Annotated in this window: 19 protein-coding genes; 5 read left to right on the top strand and 14 right to left on the bottom strand. The window is 67.5% G+C overall.

Annotated features, from left to right (window positions below; genetic code table 11):
* Positions 1-11 precede the first annotated feature (11 nt).
* The 3 genes from RJ03_RS01225 to RJ03_RS01215 all read right to left on the bottom strand — a co-directional run bounded on the left by RJ03_RS01225 (position 12) and on the right by RJ03_RS01215 (position 977).
* A complete protein-coding gene (locus tag RJ03_RS01225; RefSeq protein ID WP_223273316.1) occupies positions 12-332 on the bottom strand; it encodes a type II toxin-antitoxin system HicB family antitoxin in 321 nt (106 codons plus the stop codon).
* A complete protein-coding gene (locus tag RJ03_RS01220; protein WP_036497214.1) occupies positions 329-580 on the bottom strand; it encodes a toxin HicA in 252 nt (83 codons plus the stop codon). The genes RJ03_RS01225 and RJ03_RS01220 overlap by 4 nt, the downstream gene beginning before the upstream one ends.
* Before the next feature lie 160 nt (positions 581-740).
* Entirely contained in the window at positions 741-977 is a 237-nt protein-coding gene (locus RJ03_RS01215) for a hypothetical protein (RefSeq protein ID WP_036497212.1), read from the bottom strand.
* A gap of 270 nt (positions 978-1,247) precedes the next feature.
* Between RJ03_RS01215 and RJ03_RS01210 the strand changes: the two genes are divergently transcribed.
* Positions 1,248-2,105, top strand: a complete 858-nt coding sequence (locus RJ03_RS01210; RefSeq protein WP_083870523.1) for an SDR family oxidoreductase — start codon at positions 1,248-1,250, stop codon at positions 2,103-2,105.
* Here the strand turns inward: RJ03_RS01210 and RJ03_RS34750 are convergent.
* Entirely contained in the window at positions 2,099-2,812 is a 714-nt protein-coding gene (locus RJ03_RS34750; protein WP_157121590.1) for a hypothetical protein, read from the bottom strand. The two genes, RJ03_RS01210 and RJ03_RS34750, sit on opposite strands and share 7 nt — an antisense overlap.
* Positions 2,813-3,078: 266 nt before the next feature.
* On the opposite strand from RJ03_RS34750, the gene RJ03_RS01200 reads away from it, so the two are divergent.
* Together RJ03_RS01200 and RJ03_RS34745 are read left to right on the top strand one after the other, a co-directional pair.
* Entirely contained in the window at positions 3,079-3,699 is a 621-nt protein-coding gene (locus RJ03_RS01200; protein WP_036497210.1) for a DUF8020 domain-containing protein, read from the top strand.
* 109 nt (positions 3,700-3,808) lie between these two features.
* Positions 3,809-4,480: a hypothetical protein gene (locus RJ03_RS34745; RefSeq protein ID WP_051024111.1), complete on the top strand. Its 672-nt coding sequence runs from the start codon at positions 3,809-3,811 to the stop codon at positions 4,478-4,480.
* On the opposite strand, the gene RJ03_RS01190 is transcribed toward RJ03_RS34745, so the two are convergent.
* The 8 genes from RJ03_RS01190 to RJ03_RS01155 all read right to left on the bottom strand — a co-directional run bounded on the left by RJ03_RS01190 (position 4,463) and on the right by RJ03_RS01155 (position 13,580).
* The gene (locus RJ03_RS01190) at positions 4,463-4,987 is read right to left on the bottom strand and encodes a flavin reductase family protein (RefSeq protein WP_036497209.1); all 525 of its coding nucleotides are present in this window, start codon (positions 4,985-4,987) and stop codon (positions 4,463-4,465) included. The genes RJ03_RS34745 and RJ03_RS01190 overlap by 18 nt on opposite strands.
* Before the next feature lie 36 nt (positions 4,988-5,023).
* Positions 5,024-6,265, bottom strand: a complete 1,242-nt coding sequence (locus tag RJ03_RS01185; RefSeq protein ID WP_036497207.1) for an SfnB family sulfur acquisition oxidoreductase — start codon at positions 6,263-6,265, stop codon at positions 5,024-5,026.
* A complete protein-coding gene (gene sfnG, locus RJ03_RS01180) occupies positions 6,262-7,380 on the bottom strand; it encodes a dimethylsulfone monooxygenase SfnG (protein ID WP_036497235.1) in 1,119 nt (372 codons plus the stop codon). Before sfnG ends, RJ03_RS01185 begins: the two co-directional genes overlap by 4 nt.
* 203 nt (positions 7,381-7,583) lie before the next feature.
* Positions 7,584-8,963: a styrene monooxygenase/indole monooxygenase family protein gene (locus tag RJ03_RS01175; protein ID WP_036497205.1), complete on the bottom strand. Its 1,380-nt coding sequence runs from the start codon at positions 8,961-8,963 to the stop codon at positions 7,584-7,586.
* Between the two features lie 78 nt (positions 8,964-9,041).
* Positions 9,042-10,472, bottom strand: a complete 1,431-nt coding sequence (locus RJ03_RS01170) for an LLM class flavin-dependent oxidoreductase (protein ID WP_036497233.1) — start codon at positions 10,470-10,472, stop codon at positions 9,042-9,044.
* Complete coding sequence (locus RJ03_RS01165) at positions 10,469-11,689, bottom strand: acyl-CoA dehydrogenase family protein (protein ID WP_036497203.1); 1,221 nt, start codon at positions 11,687-11,689, stop codon at positions 10,469-10,471. The genes RJ03_RS01170 and RJ03_RS01165 overlap by 4 nt, the downstream gene beginning before the upstream one ends.
* Positions 11,690-11,773: 84 nt before the next feature.
* On the bottom strand, positions 11,774-12,682 hold the full coding sequence (locus tag RJ03_RS01160) for a serine hydrolase (RefSeq protein WP_036497202.1): 909 nt from the start codon (positions 12,680-12,682) through the stop codon (positions 11,774-11,776).
* Between the two features lies 1 nt (position 12,683).
* Positions 12,684-13,580, bottom strand: coding sequence for a LysR family transcriptional regulator (locus RJ03_RS01155; RefSeq protein ID WP_232329226.1), 897 nt, complete (start codon positions 13,578-13,580; stop codon positions 12,684-12,686).
* Positions 13,581-13,721: 141 nt separating this feature from the next.
* On the opposite strand from RJ03_RS01155, the gene bla reads away from it, so the two are divergent.
* Entirely contained in the window at positions 13,722-14,672 is a 951-nt protein-coding gene (gene bla, locus RJ03_RS01150) for a class A beta-lactamase (RefSeq protein ID WP_036497199.1), read from the top strand.
* A 98-nt stretch (positions 14,673-14,770) separates the two neighbouring features.
* Here bla and RJ03_RS01145 read toward each other — a convergent pair whose 3' ends face one another.
* Both RJ03_RS01145 and RJ03_RS01140 read right to left on the bottom strand, forming a co-directional pair.
* Positions 14,771-15,487, bottom strand: coding sequence for a DUF8020 domain-containing protein (locus tag RJ03_RS01145; RefSeq protein WP_036497197.1), 717 nt, complete (start codon positions 15,485-15,487; stop codon positions 14,771-14,773).
* A 229-nt stretch (positions 15,488-15,716) separates the two neighbouring features.
* Positions 15,717-16,412 carry a DUF8020 domain-containing protein gene (locus tag RJ03_RS01140; RefSeq protein WP_036497195.1) on the bottom strand — a complete coding sequence of 232 codons (696 nt, stop codon included), beginning with the start codon at positions 16,410-16,412 and terminating at the stop codon, positions 15,717-15,719.
* Between the two features lie 174 nt (positions 16,413-16,586).
* On the opposite strand from RJ03_RS01140, the gene RJ03_RS01135 reads away from it, so the two are divergent.
* Positions 16,587-17,174 (top strand): LLM class flavin-dependent oxidoreductase (locus RJ03_RS01135; protein WP_036497231.1); only part of this gene is annotated, 588 nt, incomplete at its 3' end.

Here is a 17,174-nt window from a genome sequence, read left to right as displayed (position 1 = left end):
TTGGGGAGCGCTCAGGCACTGGCCAGCTTCTCGTTGACCCATTTGTTGACACTGATCCCGCGCTCGGTGGCCTCGATGGTCAATCGCCGGTGCATATCGGCGGATGTGCGGACCAGGAACTGGCCACTGTACGTGCGATCGGCCAACGGCACCGGCACCGGCTCGCCGTTGGCCTCCAGGTCTGCTACCGCGAATTCCACCAGGTCGGCGATGCCCCGCAGTGCGTCGAGCGGATCGCCATCCAAATGTGATAAGGACGGGAATTCGAGGCAGGTACCGGCCCACTCCCCGTCCTCAGGCGACCACATCACGCGATACGAGTAGTGGTTCACAACGCCTCCTTCTTCGCGATGGCGGTCAGCACCTGCCTGACCTGGTACGGCTTTGCCTTCGCGCCACCAGCCTGAATATTGACGCGAGGGTCTCCGGGCCACGGCATCGAGAACACGTAGTGGCTTCCACGCTGTCGGCAACTGCCGAAATGGTGTTCGCACACCGCGAGTAGATCGGCGAAACGAACGTTGGATGGGTTGGCAGCCATCCTCTGCACCAGCTTGTCGATCTTCTCCTCGGCCGTCATACCGCGGACGATATCGCATATGATATCACTTCGGTGTGTCGCTTCGCAGTACTGCGCGCTCGGCCGAACCAGCGGCCGGGTCCAGGGGGTACTCGGAGGCGAACCGAAAGCGGCCCCGCACCCTCGTTCGAGGAGAGGGGCCGCTCTCCGCCGTAGCGACTCAGCTGTTGGCCCCCGTGGTGGTGGTAGTCGTGGTACCGCCCGACTGGGCGCTACCGGAGGCCAGCGCCTGTAGTAGCGACGGCAGCAGAGCCGCGCTACCCGTGCCGGTCGACGGATCGGTAGTCGTCGTGCCGTCGATGGCGACCGCGGGGGCGGCAGCCTCGGCGGCGCCCACACCGACACCGATCACCGCGGCAGCGGCGAACGCAGAGAAGGCAAATCGGGTGATACTCACAAAAATTACCCCTCGCTCGTTGTTGTGATGACACGTCTCGATCGTTCCGAGCAAACTTGTCGTTACATTCGCATCTCTTGGATTTCGCGAGGTCAGCACGCAACGGATTACGCATTCGTGGGGTACGCGGAATTTGCCGACGGGAGCACACTGCGGTGCGGGAGTACGGACTTGCGGACGGGGTGGTCGAGACGCCCCCTAGGGTGCCTGGCGGCGCGCGGAAAAACCTCTATTGTGAACAACAGTGTTCGTAAATAAGGGGAGACCATGATGAAAGATCTGACCGGCCGGAAGTGCCTGATCACCGGCGCGGCCAGCGGGATCGGCCGGGCGACCGCGATCGCTGCCGCGGCGGCGGGGATGCGGCTGGTGCTGACCGATATCGACGCCGACGGACTGGCCGAGACGGCCGCCCGGATCCGCGCCGGCGGGGGTGAGGTGCTCGAGGTGCAGGTGCTCGACGTCTCCGACTACGAGGCGGTGACCACGTGGGCGAAGCGCGTGCACGACGAGTACGGCAGCCTCGACGTGGTCATGAATATCGCGGGCATCGCCACCTGGGGCACGGTCGAGAACCTCGAACACCGGCACTGGAAGTCGATGGTCGATGTGAATCTGATGGGCCCGATCCACATCATCGAGAACTTCGTGCCGCCGATGGTGGCGGCGGGGCGCGGGGGACATCTGGTCAACGTTTCCTCGGCCGCGGGGCTGCTCGCCCTGCCGTGGCATGCCGCCTACAGCGCCGCGAAATTCGGGCTGCGCGGAGTGTCGGAGGTGCTGCGATTCGACTTGGAGCGCTACGACATCGGCGTGAGCCTGGTGGTGCCGGGGGCGGTGCGCACGCCGCTGGTGGGCACCGTGCAGATCGTCGGTGTGGATCGCGACGATCCGCGGGTGCGGCGGATGGTGAAACTGTTCGAGGGGCACGCGGTCACGCCGGAAAAGGTGGCCGACCGGATCATCGCCGGTGTCCGGCACAACCGTTTCCTGGTGCACACCTCACCCGATATTCGTATCGGGTACTGGTTCGCCCGCAAGTTCGCGTGGCCGTACGAGCTGGTGGCGCGAATCGCCAACCGCGAGTTCAGCAAATTGCTGCCGGCGCCGGCGCACGGCGCTCAGTAGTGCGTCACGCAGACCACGAAACGCCGTTCGTTGTAGACGAATCCGCGATCACCGTCGGAGCAGCTGTTGACGTCGGTGGTGCCGTTCTTGATTTCCACCACGCGCACGCGGCCCGGCGCGGCGGTGGCACAGTCGACGGGAGTGGGACTGCCGTCGGCGATATTCATGCACGCGCCGGTGACCCAGTTGAAGTCGAGGCAGAGGGTATCGGTGGCACCGCCGGGCAGCGTCTCGGTCACCGAGCGGTCGGCGTCGGCCGGGCAGTGCGCGCCCGCGACGGCCTTGGCGGTGATCTTGTAACGCGAATCCGTACCCGCACAGGCGGTTTTCTGGACGGGAGCGCCGGCGTCGGGAGTGGCGACGACCGCGGCCACACAATCGCCGACGGCCACCGTCTCACCCTGATGCTTCTGATCGGCGCCCTTGTTCAGCACCAGCGGCTCGTCCGGGGCCGAGGCGGTAACGCTGGTGCCGGTCGGCTGGACCGGCGCCTCGGCGGCGACGGGCGCGACGGTGGTGGTCGGTGATACCGCTGCCGCGGCGCGGGTTTCGTCCGAATGATGCCCGGCGGTGAACGACAGCGCGGCGGCGATGAGACATGCCGCCGACAGCGCAGCGGCAATCACGAAACCCGTCAGGGTGACACCGGCTTGAACACGTCGGCGCGACACGTACTCGTCCTCCAGAGCGGTAACACTTCGAACCACCCCGAACGATGATCGAAGAACACTTGCGGATTTGCAGACCTCGCAAATGCTTACACGATCCGGGCGTTCACGTCGAGGCAACGGCGAGAGCCGGAGACCGGAAAATAGAAACCTTTCTTTTTCACTAATTCCCGACGATCACAATTGTGTAACATTGCGGCCGTAGAGGTTTCGTAATTCCCGAGTCTGGCAAAAAGCGCTCGACGCGTTATTGTCAGCTTCCGTCCGGACCGTTCGGCCGGAAGTCTCGTGAGAAGGAATCCTGAATGAAGTTCGGCACGTTCGCCGCAACCTCGATCCTGGCGGTGGCCACGGTCGGGATCACCGCGGGAACCGTGAACGCCAGTCCCCCGGCCGCACCACCGGCCGCCGCCAAAGAGATCACCACCTCCGGAACCGACCGCGGAGTCACCTATCACGCTGTGCTCAGCGACTTTTCGCGGGTTCTGACCACCGTCGTCGAGAACGGGCGGTTCGAGGTCGACAAGGACGCGACGGCTGTCGCCCTGAAGTCCGACAACGGCACCGACCTCGTCACGGTGCCGCTGACGTACCGGATGGCCGGCAGCACGGTTCATGTCGCGCAACACATCAGCGACGACGGGCACAAGGTCGTGCTCGAGCCCAAGGCCACCGCCACCGAAATCGGCGAGATGCAGCCGATCAATTCGATGGCGCGGCTCACCAACGAAATCAATCAGAACGTCGTCGGCCTGGTGGCCGGTGGCGTGCTCGGCGGCCTGATCGGCGCCGTACTCGGGATGGGCTTCTTCAGCATCATCACCGGGCCGATCGGGATGGTGGTCGGCGCGATCGCGGGTGGATACGCGATGGGCGGCCAGCCGTTCCTGGACGCCGTCAACGCGGTCGTCAGCGGCCAACCCTGACCCGGGCCGGTGTCGCGGGGCGGACCGCGCCGCGCCGCGACACCGGTTTCGGCGAATTCTCAGGCGTTTTTGCTTGCACCCCCGCCGAATTCGTGGCTCAATCCGAAGGATGGCCGGGGAACCGCATAGATGGGTCGCCACAGGCGAGACCGATATGGTCGAACTGCGCGATCCGGTGTCCGGGCGCGCGGTCGAGATCGCGCGGCCCTCGGACGACGACCTGCCCGCTCCGCTACTGCGCGAGGTCGAGACTCTGGTCTTCGACTGGGCCAATCTGCTCACCCAGTACGAGGCGTGGTCGGATCTGCACACGCTGTACCGCAGCGAGCCGGATACCGTTCTGTGGGCCCTGAGCTGGCTGCTGGCGCTCTGGGCGGTGGTCGGTGAGACCCGGACCGGCAAACCGGCCGACGCGATCATCCGCGACCTGGACTACCGCGGGGGCTGGCGGGATCTGCGCAACACGGAGGACGAGCGGATCTGGACCGGATTGACGCAACGGGTACGCCTGGGTGGCATCGCCGCACTCACCGAGGATCCCCGTGCGGTGCGGGCCTATCACGACGCGTGCGTCGAACCGGCCGATATCGGACCGATTCTGCTGCGGCACACGCTGATTCATCTGGACGCGCTGAGCCAGGACATGGACCGCGCGGGAATGCGAGCGCGCGGGCTCGCCTCCTCGGTGCTCGATCACACCGCTCCCGATCCCGGACCGCGGCGGCGGCTCTGTTTCCGGCCCTCGCGGCCGGGATCGGACGGGTTACGCGACCTCGGCTGAGGCCGGATCGGCGCCGGGATGCAGGCGACGGAACCGGCTGCCGTGGAACACGAGCGGTTCGTGCTGGGAGCGCGTCGCCAGGCGAGTGATCTGCACCAGGACGACCTGATGGTCGCCGGCCGATACCTGGGTGTGCACGGTGCCCTCCAACCAGGCCGCCGCGCCGCCGACGAAGATGGAACCGCCCTCTCCCCGATGCAGGTCGACATCGCCGAAGCGGTCACCGTGGCGGCTGCTCATCCGCTGCGCCGCCTCGTCCTGGTGGGCGCTGAGCAGGCTCAGACCCAAGCGCTGCGCGCCGACCAGCTTGGGCCAGGTGGTCGAGCTGTTCTGCACGCAGAACGACACCAGCGGCGGATCCAGGGATACGGGCACGAAAGTGCTCACCACCAAACCGGCGGGCACGTCGTCGAATTCCGCGCAGACCGCGACCACACCGCTCGGGAAATGGGCGAAGGCGCGGCGCAAACCCGTACTGTCGGAGGGTATTTCGATCAGATCAGACATGGTTACCCACTTCTCGGCTCACTCGCGGCCGTCGAATCAGACGACGCCGTGCAACGGGGGTGGGGTGCCGTTGAGCACCGCGCGCCCGATGTGCTGGTACTTCCACCGCACCGGATCGTGCAGCGTATGCGCGCGGGCATTGCGCCAGAACCGGTCCAGATCGAGATCGGCTGCGGCGCTGCGAGTTCCGCTCACCTCGAACAGTGCGGCGGACACCTCGTTGGCGGCCCGGTCCGAGGTGATCTTGGCGGTGGCGACCGCGATCGATGCCTCCGCCGCGAGCGCGGCGGAGGTCTCGGTGTCGAGGCCACCGCTGTTCGTCAGCGCGACAACGCGATCCACCGTCCGGCCCGCCACCTCGAAGGTGGCCTCGGCGGCGGCCACGGTGACCGCCAGCTCGCCGATGCGCTGGATCACCAGCGGATCCTCGCTCGCCCGATCGACCCCGGCCTCGAACCACGGACGGCTCTTGGTGCGCACGAAGTCCGTGGCCGCGTCCAGCGCGCCGCGGGCGATGCCGACATCGATCGCGACGTGCAGCAACTGCGCGAAGGCGCCGTAACCGGTGGGGGCGCGCACCGCCGCCGCCCGCGGAATCAACTGGTCAGCGGACACTCGTACGTCATCGAATGTCACGGTCCCGCTGCCCGTCGTGCGCTGGCCGATGCCGTTCCAGTCGTCGACGATCGTCACGCCGGCGGTGTCGGCGGGCAGGAAGGCGATGTACTCGCCGGGATCGAGACCACTGCGCCCGTCGGGATCGTCCAGACGGGTCAGCACCGCCAGCAGATCCGCGAAAAGTGAACCCGTACAATAGAATTTGGTGCCGTCGATCCGGAATTCGCCGTCGGCGGGACGCACGGTGGTGCCGATTTCGGCGATGGTCGCGCTGGTGCGCTCCGACTGCGCGTTCGCGATCCGCGCACCGGCGAGCACTCGCCCGAAATAGCGTTCCCGCTGGGCCCGAGTTCCCGCCAGCCGCAACAGATTCAGATAGACGAAATGGCTGTGCGGAATCTGCGCGATATTCGGATCCGCCGCCGCCAGCAGCCGGAACACCTCCGCCACCTGTGCGGGCGCCAGATCCGCGCCACCGAATTCGGCCGGCACGGTGACGGCCAGCAGCCCACTGGCCGACAGCTGATCCAGTTCCCGGTGCGGCAATTCGCGGGCGCTGTCGCGCCGGGCCGCATCGACCGCGAACTGCGCGGCCAGGCGTGCGGCCGTCTCGTGAGCCTGGGTGGCGGAGGTGATCCGCGCGGCGGCGACGGCAGTCATCGACTCGCCGCCAATTCGGGTTCGCGCTGGGCCTCCAACTCCCGGACCAGCGGCAGCACCTTGGCGCCGAAGTATTCGATTTCCTCCTGAAAGTGCAGGAAGCCGCCGAGGATCAGGTCGACGCCGAGATCGCGGTAGGCGACGATCCGCTCGGCGATCTGCTCGGGAGTGCCGATCAGCTGCGTACGGAAGCCGTCGTTGTACTGGACCAGGTCCTCGTAGGTGGAATCGGCCCACATACCCTTGCCGTCCCGCGTGGACGCGCCCGCCTGCTGCACCGCGTCGCGGAAACCCTCCACGGCGGGCCGGTTGGCCTTCTCGATGATCTCGCGCAGGGTGTCGCGCGCCTCGGCCTCGGTGTCGCGGGCGATGATGAATCCGTTCAGGCCGAACTTGACCTCGCGGTTGTGCTCGCGCGCGACCGCGCGCACGTCCTCGATCTGTTCGGTGACGCCGTCGAAATCCTTGCCGTTGGAGAAGTACCAGTCGGCGTGGCGGCCACCGTTGCGCCGCGCCGCCGTCGAGTTCCCGCCCTGGAACAGTTCGGGATTCGGCCGCTCCGGGGTGTTGAGCGGCTTGGGCTTCAGCGTCAGGTCGCGAATCCGGTAGAAGTCCCCGGCGTAGTTCACCTCGTCCTCGGTCCACAGTTTGCGGACGACCTCGAGGAATTCGGCGCTGCGCCGGTACCGCTCATCGTGCTCGAGCCACGGTTCCCCGAGCGCGGTGAACTCCCCGCCGAACCAACCGGATACGACATTGATCGCGAAGCGCCCGCCGGACAGATGGTCGGCGGTGACCCCGAATTTCGCCAGCACCGCCGGATGCCACAGCCCCGGGTGCACGGCCGCGATCACCTTCAGCCGCTCGGTGGCGCCCAGGAGGGCGAGACTGAACGACGTCGACTCGTGCTGATATTCCGCGCCGTAGGAGGCGGTGTAGCGCACCTGGGAGAGGGCGTAGTCGAAGCCGTTGTTCTCGGCAGTGCGCGCCAGCTTCTTGTTGTATTCGAAATCCCAGCTGGTGCGTTGATCGATCGTGCTGGTCACCAGCCCGCCGCTGACGTTGGGCACCCAGTAGGCGAACTGAGTCTGCTCGGCGATCTTCTCGGTGGTCATCGACACTCCTGTGATTGGGACATCCGCACCCGGTCGCGCCGACGGCCGGGCTGTTCGTTACGGTGCGCGCTCCGTGGTCGGTGCGCCGAGTGCGGCAACCGTGCACCCGGCGCACCTCCACTTCAACACCGCTGACCGGTGGGGACGAGGGTTTGAATCCTCAGGATCGGATCAGCGGCACTCATCCGAGCCGGTGAACGCCGTTATGCCGACGCGACCGCCGAGCCGTACCCCGACCGTTCGAATCGGCCCGCGGGCTGGAAGCGGGCCACCAACTCGTCGGCGCCCTCACCCGTGATCTGCTCGAGCAGGGCGTCCGCGTCGGCGAGGGAGTTGATCTGCAGCAGCGGCTGCGGCTTGTGCAGGGTGCTCACCAGCACCGAGGCGACGCGCGGATCGACGGCCGCGGCGGCGAAGAACCGGTTGCCGATCTCGGCCAGTTCCGGATCGCCGAGGAACAGGCGGGTCACCTTGGCCGCGGCGTCGGAGCGGGCGAGCAGGAACGCGTTGTACTGCTCCTCGATCCACTCGGCGTCGAAGGGGCCCTCGTGCGCGGAGGCGGCCGCGACGAGCCGCTGCGCCTGGATGAGGCCGCTCTGCGCGCCCTGGCCGGCGATCGGGTCGTAGGCGACCGCGGTGTCCCCGAGCGCCGCCACGACATGCCCGCCCGCCGTGCGCCCGACGCCGTGCCGGACCACCGGACGCACCGCGCCCTTCAGCCAGGAGTGCGGGTCCTCGGCAATCACCTTGGTGGCCAGCACTTCCGGCAGATCCCAGTCGATGTAGTCCCGATACAGCTCGGTGACGATACGGTGCGCCGACTCGGCGGAATCGGCGGCGGCGAACCGGCTCTCCCATTCGCTGCCCGGGCGCGCCCAGCCCAGGAAGGCCCAGCTCGGCCCGGCATCCTTGTGCAGATACGGACCCCACCACGCCTCACCCTGCTCGGCGAAGATGGAAAATCCGCTGTGCTGCCCGCCGGAGGGGCTGCGGTGCGCGAAAACTTCCGGCTCGTAACCCAATCCGGTCACCGTCACGGTGAGCAGGCTGCGCTGTGGCGCGTCGTAGACGGTGCGCTCGGTGTCGATCGGGAACAGCTCCGCCAAACCGGCCTTACCGGTCGCGACGAGCACCAGATCGTGCGCGGTGGCGATGGTGTCCAGGCTCTCCGGGGTCACCTTCTCGACCACGAAGCGGCCACCGGCCTCGACGAATGCGGTCAGTCGCTCGTCGACCTTGAGGCGGGTGTCGACCGCGACGCCGACGAAACCGTCGAAATCGCCGTCGAATCCGATCAATTCGGGCCGTTCCGGCCCCGGACCCGCGATCCGCACACTCAGTCCGGTGTGCTGCGGGGCCCGATTCACGTAGGTGTCGAGTCCGAGGGCGGTTTCGGCGGCCTGGGCCTCACCGAAGATGAGCGCGGTTCCGGTGGCGGGGATGTCGTCACGCAGACCGCGTTGATCGCGATCGCTGTAGACCGTGACGTCGAACCCGGCCTGCTGCAGTCCGAGAGCGGCGGTGACACCGGCGATGCCGGCGCCGACGATGGCGGCGGTGCGTTTCGAATTCTCGTTCGTCATACCGAAATAGTGCGCTTGCCAACGGCTTTCGTTGACAGTTGCGATCACCGGGAATCGATGTCGCACACCGCCGATCGATCAGGTCGCGGTGACGGCTGCCTGCGGGCGCACCTGCTCGTCCGGCAGCACCGTCGAACCCGGTCCACCGAGCCGGTAGCGCGCGCCGCGATGGTCGTCCGGCAGCCGGTCGCCCGCGCCGAACAGCGCGTTGCGCAGGGTGCCCGGGACGTACTCACTCGGATAGGCGCCACGCTCGGTCAGCACCGGAATCACGTGCTGCACAATATCTTCGAATGTGCCGGGCGTGATCGCGTAGGCCAGGTTGTAGCCGTCGATATCGGTCTCGTCGACCCATTCCTGGAGCCGATCCGCCACCGTCGTCCCCGATCCGACGAATACGGGGCCCATCCCGCCGATGCCGGCCCAGGCCGCGATATCCCGCACGGTCCATTCCCGGCCGTCGTCGTCGAATTCCTGGAACGCGGCGACGGCGGACAGGATCGCATTGCTGTTCACCTCGCCGATCGGGTCGTCGAGGCCGTAGCGCGACAGGTCGATACCCATCCAGCCGGACATGAACACCAGACCGCCCTCGACGCTGGCATACGAGCGATATTCGTCGTACTTGCGTTGTGCCGCTTCGTCGGTGGCGTCGGTGATGATGGTGGCGAGCGCGTAGATCCGGGCCGCGTAGCGGTCGCGGCCGGCCGCTTCGAGTGCGTCGCGAATACGGGTGACCGTCTGTCCCAAAACGCGTTTCGAGGGGGCGGCGACGAAGATCGCCTCCGCGTTCTCGGCGGCGAAGGCCACGCCGCGCGGTGAGGCGCCGGCCTGGTAGATCACCGGGGTGCGCTGCGGCGAGGGCTCCGAGAGGTGAATACCCGGTACCGTGAAGTGCTTTCCGGCGTGGCCGATGTGATGTACCTTCGCCGGATCGACGTAGATGCCCTGCGCCCGGTCGCGCACGACCGCGTCGTCCTCCCAGGAACCTTCCCAGAGCTTGTACAACACCTCGAGGTATTCGTCGGCGTGGTTGTAGCGCTCGTCGTGGTCGAGATGTTCGGACTCACCCATATTGGCGGCGGCCGACGGCAGATATCCGGTCACCACATTCCAGCCCAAGCGGCCGTTGGTCAGATGATCCAGCGTCGAGAGCCGCCGGGCGAACGGAAAGGGATGCTCGAACCCGGTACCGGTGGTGATGCCGAAGCCCAGATGGTCGGTCACCGCCGCCATCGCCGAGACCAGCAGCAGCGGATCGGCGACCGGCACCTGCGCGCCCTGCCGCAGCGCGGCGATGTCGTTGCCGCCGTATACGTCGTAGATGCCCAGCACATCGGCGATGAAGATCCCGTCGAAACGGCCGCGCTCCAGCAGCTTCGCCAAATCGGTCCAGTAGCTCAGCTCTTTGTAGCGATGCGACTGGTCCTCGGGGTGGCGCCACAGTCCCGGGGACTGGTGCGCCACACAGTTCATATCGAAGGCGTTGAAACGGATCCGCCGGGTCATGACCGCACCTGGCTCTCGCGGCTGCCCGCGCTCCACGCGTAGGGGAGTTCGGTTCCGTTGAGCAGGTGATCGCCGATCGCCCGCGCCTTCTGCACGGCGGGATTGTGCACCGAGATGGTGCGCGCATTGCGCCAATGCCGGTCCAGTCGCAGATCTTCGGAGGTGATCGAGGCACCGCCGACCTCGAACAGCTGAGTGGTGGCGGTCAGCACGGTGTCGATCACACCGAGTTGCGCTTGGGCCGAGGCCAGTTCGACCGCGTCCAGTGCCGCGTCGTCCTGCGCGCCCGCCGCCAGCACCTCGTCCAGCAGCTCGGCCACGGCCAGCACGCTCGCGCGCGCCCCGAAGGCGGCCGCCGACAGTTTCCCGATCACCTGCTGGACCAGCGGATCGTGGCGGGGCAGATCGGCCGCCGAATGGGTGTAGCTGCGCGTGCGGTCGGCGACCCACGCCCGCACATCGGATTCGGCCCGCTGGGCGATGCCGGCCAGCACCGCCAACTGCACCAGCTGCAGGTACGAGGTGGCGTAGGTGCGGCCGGGCGCGCCGTACCCCGGGCCGAGCACCCGCTCGTCCGAGATCCGCACATCGTTGAATTCCGTTGTGCCACTGGCGGTCAGTCGCTGGCCGAAGCCGTCCCAGTCGTCGCTCTGCCGCACCCCGTCGGCATTCGCGTCGACCAGCACCGACACCCGCTCCCCGTCGCGATCGGCCGCGGCGAGGATGTAGTCCGCGTACAGCGAGCCGGTGCTGTAGTACTTGGTGCCGTTGAGCAGCCAGTCGTCGCCGGAGCCGCGGGTCAGCCGGGTGCGGTAGCGGTCGACCGCGCCGATGCCCGGTTCGGTGATGGCATTGCCCACCAGGGCACCGGATCCGGCCGCGCGCAGCCAGTGCTCACGCGCGGGACCGGGCTCGGCCAGCAGCTGATCCTCGACGAAGGAGAAATGCACCCGAAGTGCTTGCGGCAGATTGGATTCCGCGGCGCCGAGTTCGATCAGCAGCCGGAACAGCTGGCGCACGCTGACGCCGAAGCCACCGTATTCGGCCGGCACCCGCAGCGCGCCGAATCCGGCCTGACGCAGCCAGTCGACCTCCTCGTAGGCCAGGCGACGGTCGATCTCGCGCGCCACCGCCCCGGCGGCGATGCGGTCGAAAACGGGGTCGAAGATGTCGTCGAGGTCGCGATCGGAGATCTGCTGCGGTGCTGTGGAGGCCATACCCGACGATGACCCGGCCGCGCATTTCGCTCACCCGTTACACGCAGCGGGAACATAACTATCCGTCACACGCTGCGGTCGCCCTCAGGAGGGCCGCATCCGCAGTTCGTCGTGCAGGATCCGCGCCGCGGTCGCCATCGCGGCCTCCGCGCCGGGTTGCACCACGGCGGGCACCCGCGATCGGGTCAGCACGGCTACGGCCAGGGTCTGCCCGTCGGCGTGTTCGGCTACGCCCGCCTCGTGCCGCAGATTCAGCAGGGTGCCCGTCTTCGATGACCACCGGGTCGCGTCGGAGCTGAAATCGGGGGCGAGTCGTTGACGTAACAGGTTGTCCGACAGGAACTCTCGCACTCTCGCTGCGGCGTCGGGGTGGACCCGCACCGGCCGCCACAATTCGGCGAGTAGATCGACGAACGACCGCGCGGTGCCGGTATTGGCATGGCTGATGTCGAGTTGTGTGACCGGATGTCCGCGTCCGGCCGTCGCGGCCTCGATGGCCAGGGCGTGGGCGAGGTGACCGTCGCCGGGGGCGAACTGCTCGGCCGGGGTCCGCACCAGATCGTCGGCCAGATGCCGGACCGCGATGCCCTCGTGGCCCAGGCGGCGCAATTCGGCGGTCACCGCGTCGGGCGGAGTCAGCTCGAACAGGGCGTCGGTGGCGCCCCCGTCGCTGATCGCGATGCTCAGATACATCAGATCCTCGACCGCGACCGTCGCCGGATGGCGAAATCTGCTCAACCCGGTCGGACCGGCCACCGTACTGCGGCCGGGCAGTACCCGGATCGGGGTCGCCGGGTCGATCTCGCCGCGCAGCACCCGTTCCATCGTCGCCAGCACGAGCGGCACCTTCACCAGCGAGGCGATCGGCAATTCGAGGTCGGCGTCGAGACCCAGCTCGTCACCGGTGTCGAGATCGCGCACCAGGATGGAGCCGTCGAGTCCGGCGTCGCGCAGTTCCGTGCGCGCGCGTCGCAGTGCGGTCGAGACGCCCATGTCAGTTCCCATCGTCGCGTGCGTCGACGTTGCCCGGCACACCGAGACAGCGGCCGATCGGTTCGGCGCCCAGCGCGCGGATCCGGTCCGCGTCCTCGCGTGATCCCGCCGCGATGTCGTAGCCCCTGGCGAGCTCCAACTCCCCGATCGGCCGCCAGTGCAGGCCCAGTTCGGTGGCCTGGGCGGGCGAGCACAACAGCAGATCGGTGCCGTCGAGCACCTCGGCGACCGCGGTGATCAGTGACCGCGCGACCACCACCTGGGCCGGGCGCAGGCCGAGCGAATCGCGCAGCCGGATGATCCGATCGCGGATGTGCGGCACATCGTCCTCGGGCTGTATCCACACGCTGCGCCGGCGCTGCTGTTCCGAAAGCCGCAGTACCCGAAGGGTTTCCAGGTAGATCGGCGTGCTGTGCGGGCCCGTGGCATCGGCCAGGCCCAACGGCACGCGCCAGATGCCGCGATCGGCGGGGACGGCCAGAATCGCGGCACGCACTTCGTGCGTGCGGGTGAGTTCCGCGCGCCGGCCGGGCTCGGCGGGCTCCGGTTCGAGCCGAAGCCGCGCGCGGCGGCATTCGGCGACCAGCCCGGCCAGCGGCACCGGTCCGCAGATGGCGGGCAGCGCCAATCGGAACGGGCGCTGACGGGCCCGCTCGGCATGCTCCTCCACGGCCTCGGCCGCCTCGACCAGCCGTCGCGCCGACGGCAACATATCGCGGCCGAACGAGGTCAATGAGGCAGTACGCGAGGTCCGTTCGAGCAATCGCGCGCCGAAGTGCCGTTCCAGCGCCGCGATCCGGCGACTGGCCACCGACTGCGGGATCTGCGCGGCGGCGGCCCCCGCGGTGAAACTCCCGAGACCGCTCACCGCGACGAAGGCCTTACAGGCGGCGACCATATCCACGATCGCGCAGTCTATGCCGAATCGGCATGGATACCACCACAGGTGTCTTGGACAGCATGCGCGAGGGCTGCCACTCTTGCTGCGAGCGCTCACCGCCATCGATCCACAAGGAACGCAGATCCACAAGGAACGCATATGACGCCCCCTCGCTTCACCCGCTCGGCCGTGCTGGTCGCGGCCGCTGCCACCCTCATACCGCTGAGCGCCTGCGGTGCCGATCGAAGCGCGGCGCCTGCATCGACCGCCCCCGGATCGACGGCGCCCGAATCGACGGTTCCGCTCGCCGCCGAGTCGCTGACCGAATTCCGCGATCTGGAGGCTCGGCTGCACGGCCGGCTGGGCGTGTACGCGCTCGACACCGGAACCGGCCGAGCCGTCGAATACCGGCCGGACGAGCGGTTTCCGTATTGTTCGACATTCAAGGCGCTGGCCGCGGGCGCGCTGCTGAGCACCCTCCCGCCCGCCGAACTCGACCGTCGCGTCACCTACACCCGGGCCGATCTGGTGCCGAATTCACCGGTCACCGAACAGCATGTCGACCAGGGCATGACTGTGCGGGAGATCATGGACGCCGCGGTGCGGTTCAGCGACAACACCGCCGGCAATCTGATGTTCGCCGAACTCGGCGGTCCGCAGGGATTGCAGCAGCGGCTGCGCGCCGTCGGCGATACGACCACGCGGATGGACCGCACCGAGACCACGCTGAACGAGGCCCTGCCCGGCGACGAGCGCGACACCAGTACGCCGCGTGCGCTGGCCGCCGATCTGCTGCACTACGTGCTCGACCCGTCGGTCGCCGCCGACGATCGCGATGTGCTCACCGGTCTGCTGCGTGCCAACACCACCGGTGCCGCGCTGATCCGGGCCGGGGTGCCGGCGGGCTGGCAGGTCGGCGACAAAACCGGCGGCGGCGACTACGGAACGCGCAACGATATCGCCGTGGCGTGGCCGCCGGGACGCGCGCCGATCGTGCTGACGATCCTGTCCACTCGCGATCGGCCGGACGCCGAATACGACAACGCGGCGATCGCCCGTGCCGCCACGATCGCGATCGCCACCCTGGACGGCACTGCGATTCCGCGCTGAGCGTGCCGAATCACCGTGCGCTGACAGGTTTTCCGCGAAACCGTGCACCTCGGGTCGGTGCCGATCGACCCGAGGTGCACGGCGGGATCCGCTCTCCCCTACTTGGCCGGAGCCGGAGGGTTGAACGGCGCATTGATGGTGGTGAAGTACTGGGCGACCGCCAGAATCGCCACCGGTGCGGTGACCAGCAGCTGGCCCGCCAGCGTGCCCAGCGCGCCGACGGCGATGATGCCGCCGATGCAACCGACCACCGCGGCCGGCAGGAAGCCGCCGAACAGGCCGACGATGGCGGCCGCGGCCACGGTCGCACCCGCGATGCCGCCGAGCAAGCAGCCCACCGCTCCGCCGGTGAGACCACCGACCAGCGTGCCGATGGTCGCGCCCGCGGTGATGGTGCTGGTCAGGCGGGTCCAGGCCGCCACTTCCCGGTCATAGGGCGTCTTCCACGGCGCCTGGTCCTCGAACGGGAGCGCGACCGGCTTGTAGACCGCGTGCTGCAGATCGAACTGCGGGGTCAGGGTGGCGGTGCGACCGGCGATATCGGCGGCGATCGGGAATTCGAAATCATCGACCCGGAACTTCAATTCGGTTCCGGCCAGGGTCGTCCCATTGGCGGCCTTGATCTTGAAAACACCATTTTCCACGTCCAGCGAACCGGCGTCGGTGGATATGATCGTCGACTTCTCGTTCGTCGATGCCTGGTAGTTGACGGCACCTTCGTCGGGTACGGCGGGCGCGGCGTTCACGGTCCCGGTGGTCACGCCGACGGCGGCGGCCACCGTGGCCGCGACCACGGCAAAGTTCCTCATCTTCACTGCATTTTCCTCATCACTCATTGCATTCCGCCGGAGCGGCTTTATCCAGTTTGTGGTGAATGCCAAAAAGCGACGAGGTTAATAACCAGGTCGATTCGAATAGCCCGGCCCGGGAAAATAAATCGAATCTCACAAATTAAAAAAGGACCTTCGCACTCGAAAGTGCGAAGGTCCTTTTAATTCGACCGCTGAAATAATTACCGGCTCAGGGGTGGGGCCGGTAACCGCTTCATTTGGCCGGGGCCTTGAAGGGTTCGTTGATGGTGGAGAAGTACTGGATCACGGCGCCGATCGCGACCGGAGCGGTCACGAAGATCTGGCCGGCGAGCACACCCAGGAAGCCGACCGCGGCGGCACCGGCGACACAGCCGCCCAGCGGGCCCGCGCCGAACAGCGCGAGCAGCGCACCGGTCGCAACGAGACCGATAGCGGCACCGGCGATGCAGCCGATGACCGCGCCACCGATACCGCCGGCCGCGGTGCCGATGGCAGCGCCGGTGGCGATGGTGTCCTTGAGACGAGTGAAGGCGGCGACCTCACGCTCGTAGGGGGTCTTCCACGGGGCGCTGTCCTCGAACGGGAGCGCGACCGGCTTGTAGACCGCATGCTGCAGATCGAACTGCGGGGTCAGCGTCGCCGTGCGACCGGAGATGTCGGCCGCGATCGGGAACTCGAAATCGTCGACCCGGAACGTCAACGGGGTTCCGGCCACGGTGGTTCCGTTGGCGGCCTTGATCTTGAATACGCCGTCCTCGACGTCCATCGACCCGGCGTCGGTCGAAACGATCGCCGCATTCTCCGTGGACCTCGCCTGATAGTTCACCACGCCGTCGTCGGCGGCCGGAGCGGCCTGAACCGTCCCCGCCAGCGCACCCAACGTTGTCGCGACCAGCGCCGTGAGCACGGCGAATTTCCTCATCTTCACTGCTTGATTCCTCGACTTTCCGACTGCCGGCACGCGGCAGCACAGGTTGCCGTGTCCGGCACAGACACACGGCATCGGTGGAGTTTGCGGGCGTTCGATGCGGATGGGCCAGATTAAGAACCAGCCCGATTACAACCGGTGACTCACTGCCGGTCGTCGGCCATCATGTCCGAAATGAGCCTTTCGTTCCACTGGTTTCTTCCCACCTATGGCGATTCCCGCAATCTGGTCGCGGGCGGACACGGCACCTCGATGTCGGGCGACCGTCCGGCCTCGCTGCGCTATCTGAACCAGATCGCCGGTGCGGCGGAGGAGAACGGCTTCGAGGCGGTGCTGACACCGACGGGCGCATGGTGTGAGGACGCCTGGCTGACGACGGCCATGCTGGTGGAGACCACCGAAACCCTGAAATTCCTGGTCGCGTTCCGGCCCGGTGTGGTGAGCCCCACGCTGGCCGCACAGATGGCCGGAACCTTCCAGCGGCATTCGCGCGGACGGCTGTTGCTGAACGTAGTGACCGGCGGCGAGCCACACGAACAGCAGGCCTACGGCGACTTCCTGGACAAGGAACAGCGCTACGAGCGCACCGGTGAATTCCTGCACATCGTGCGCGAGCTGTGGGAGTCCGACGCTCCGGTGACGTTCGAGGGCAAGCACCTTCAGGTGCGCAACGCGCAACTGAACAACCGGCCGGACCCGATTCCCCCGGTGTTCTTCGGCGGTTCCTCGGCCGCTGCCGGACCGGTGGCCGCCCGCTACACC

This window comes from Nocardia aobensis NBRC 100429 (genome assembly GCF_000308375.1).
GTDB lineage: Bacteria > Actinomycetota > Actinomycetes > Mycobacteriales > Mycobacteriaceae > Nocardia > Nocardia aobensis.
This window is presented reverse-complemented; position numbering and strand designations above follow the sequence as displayed.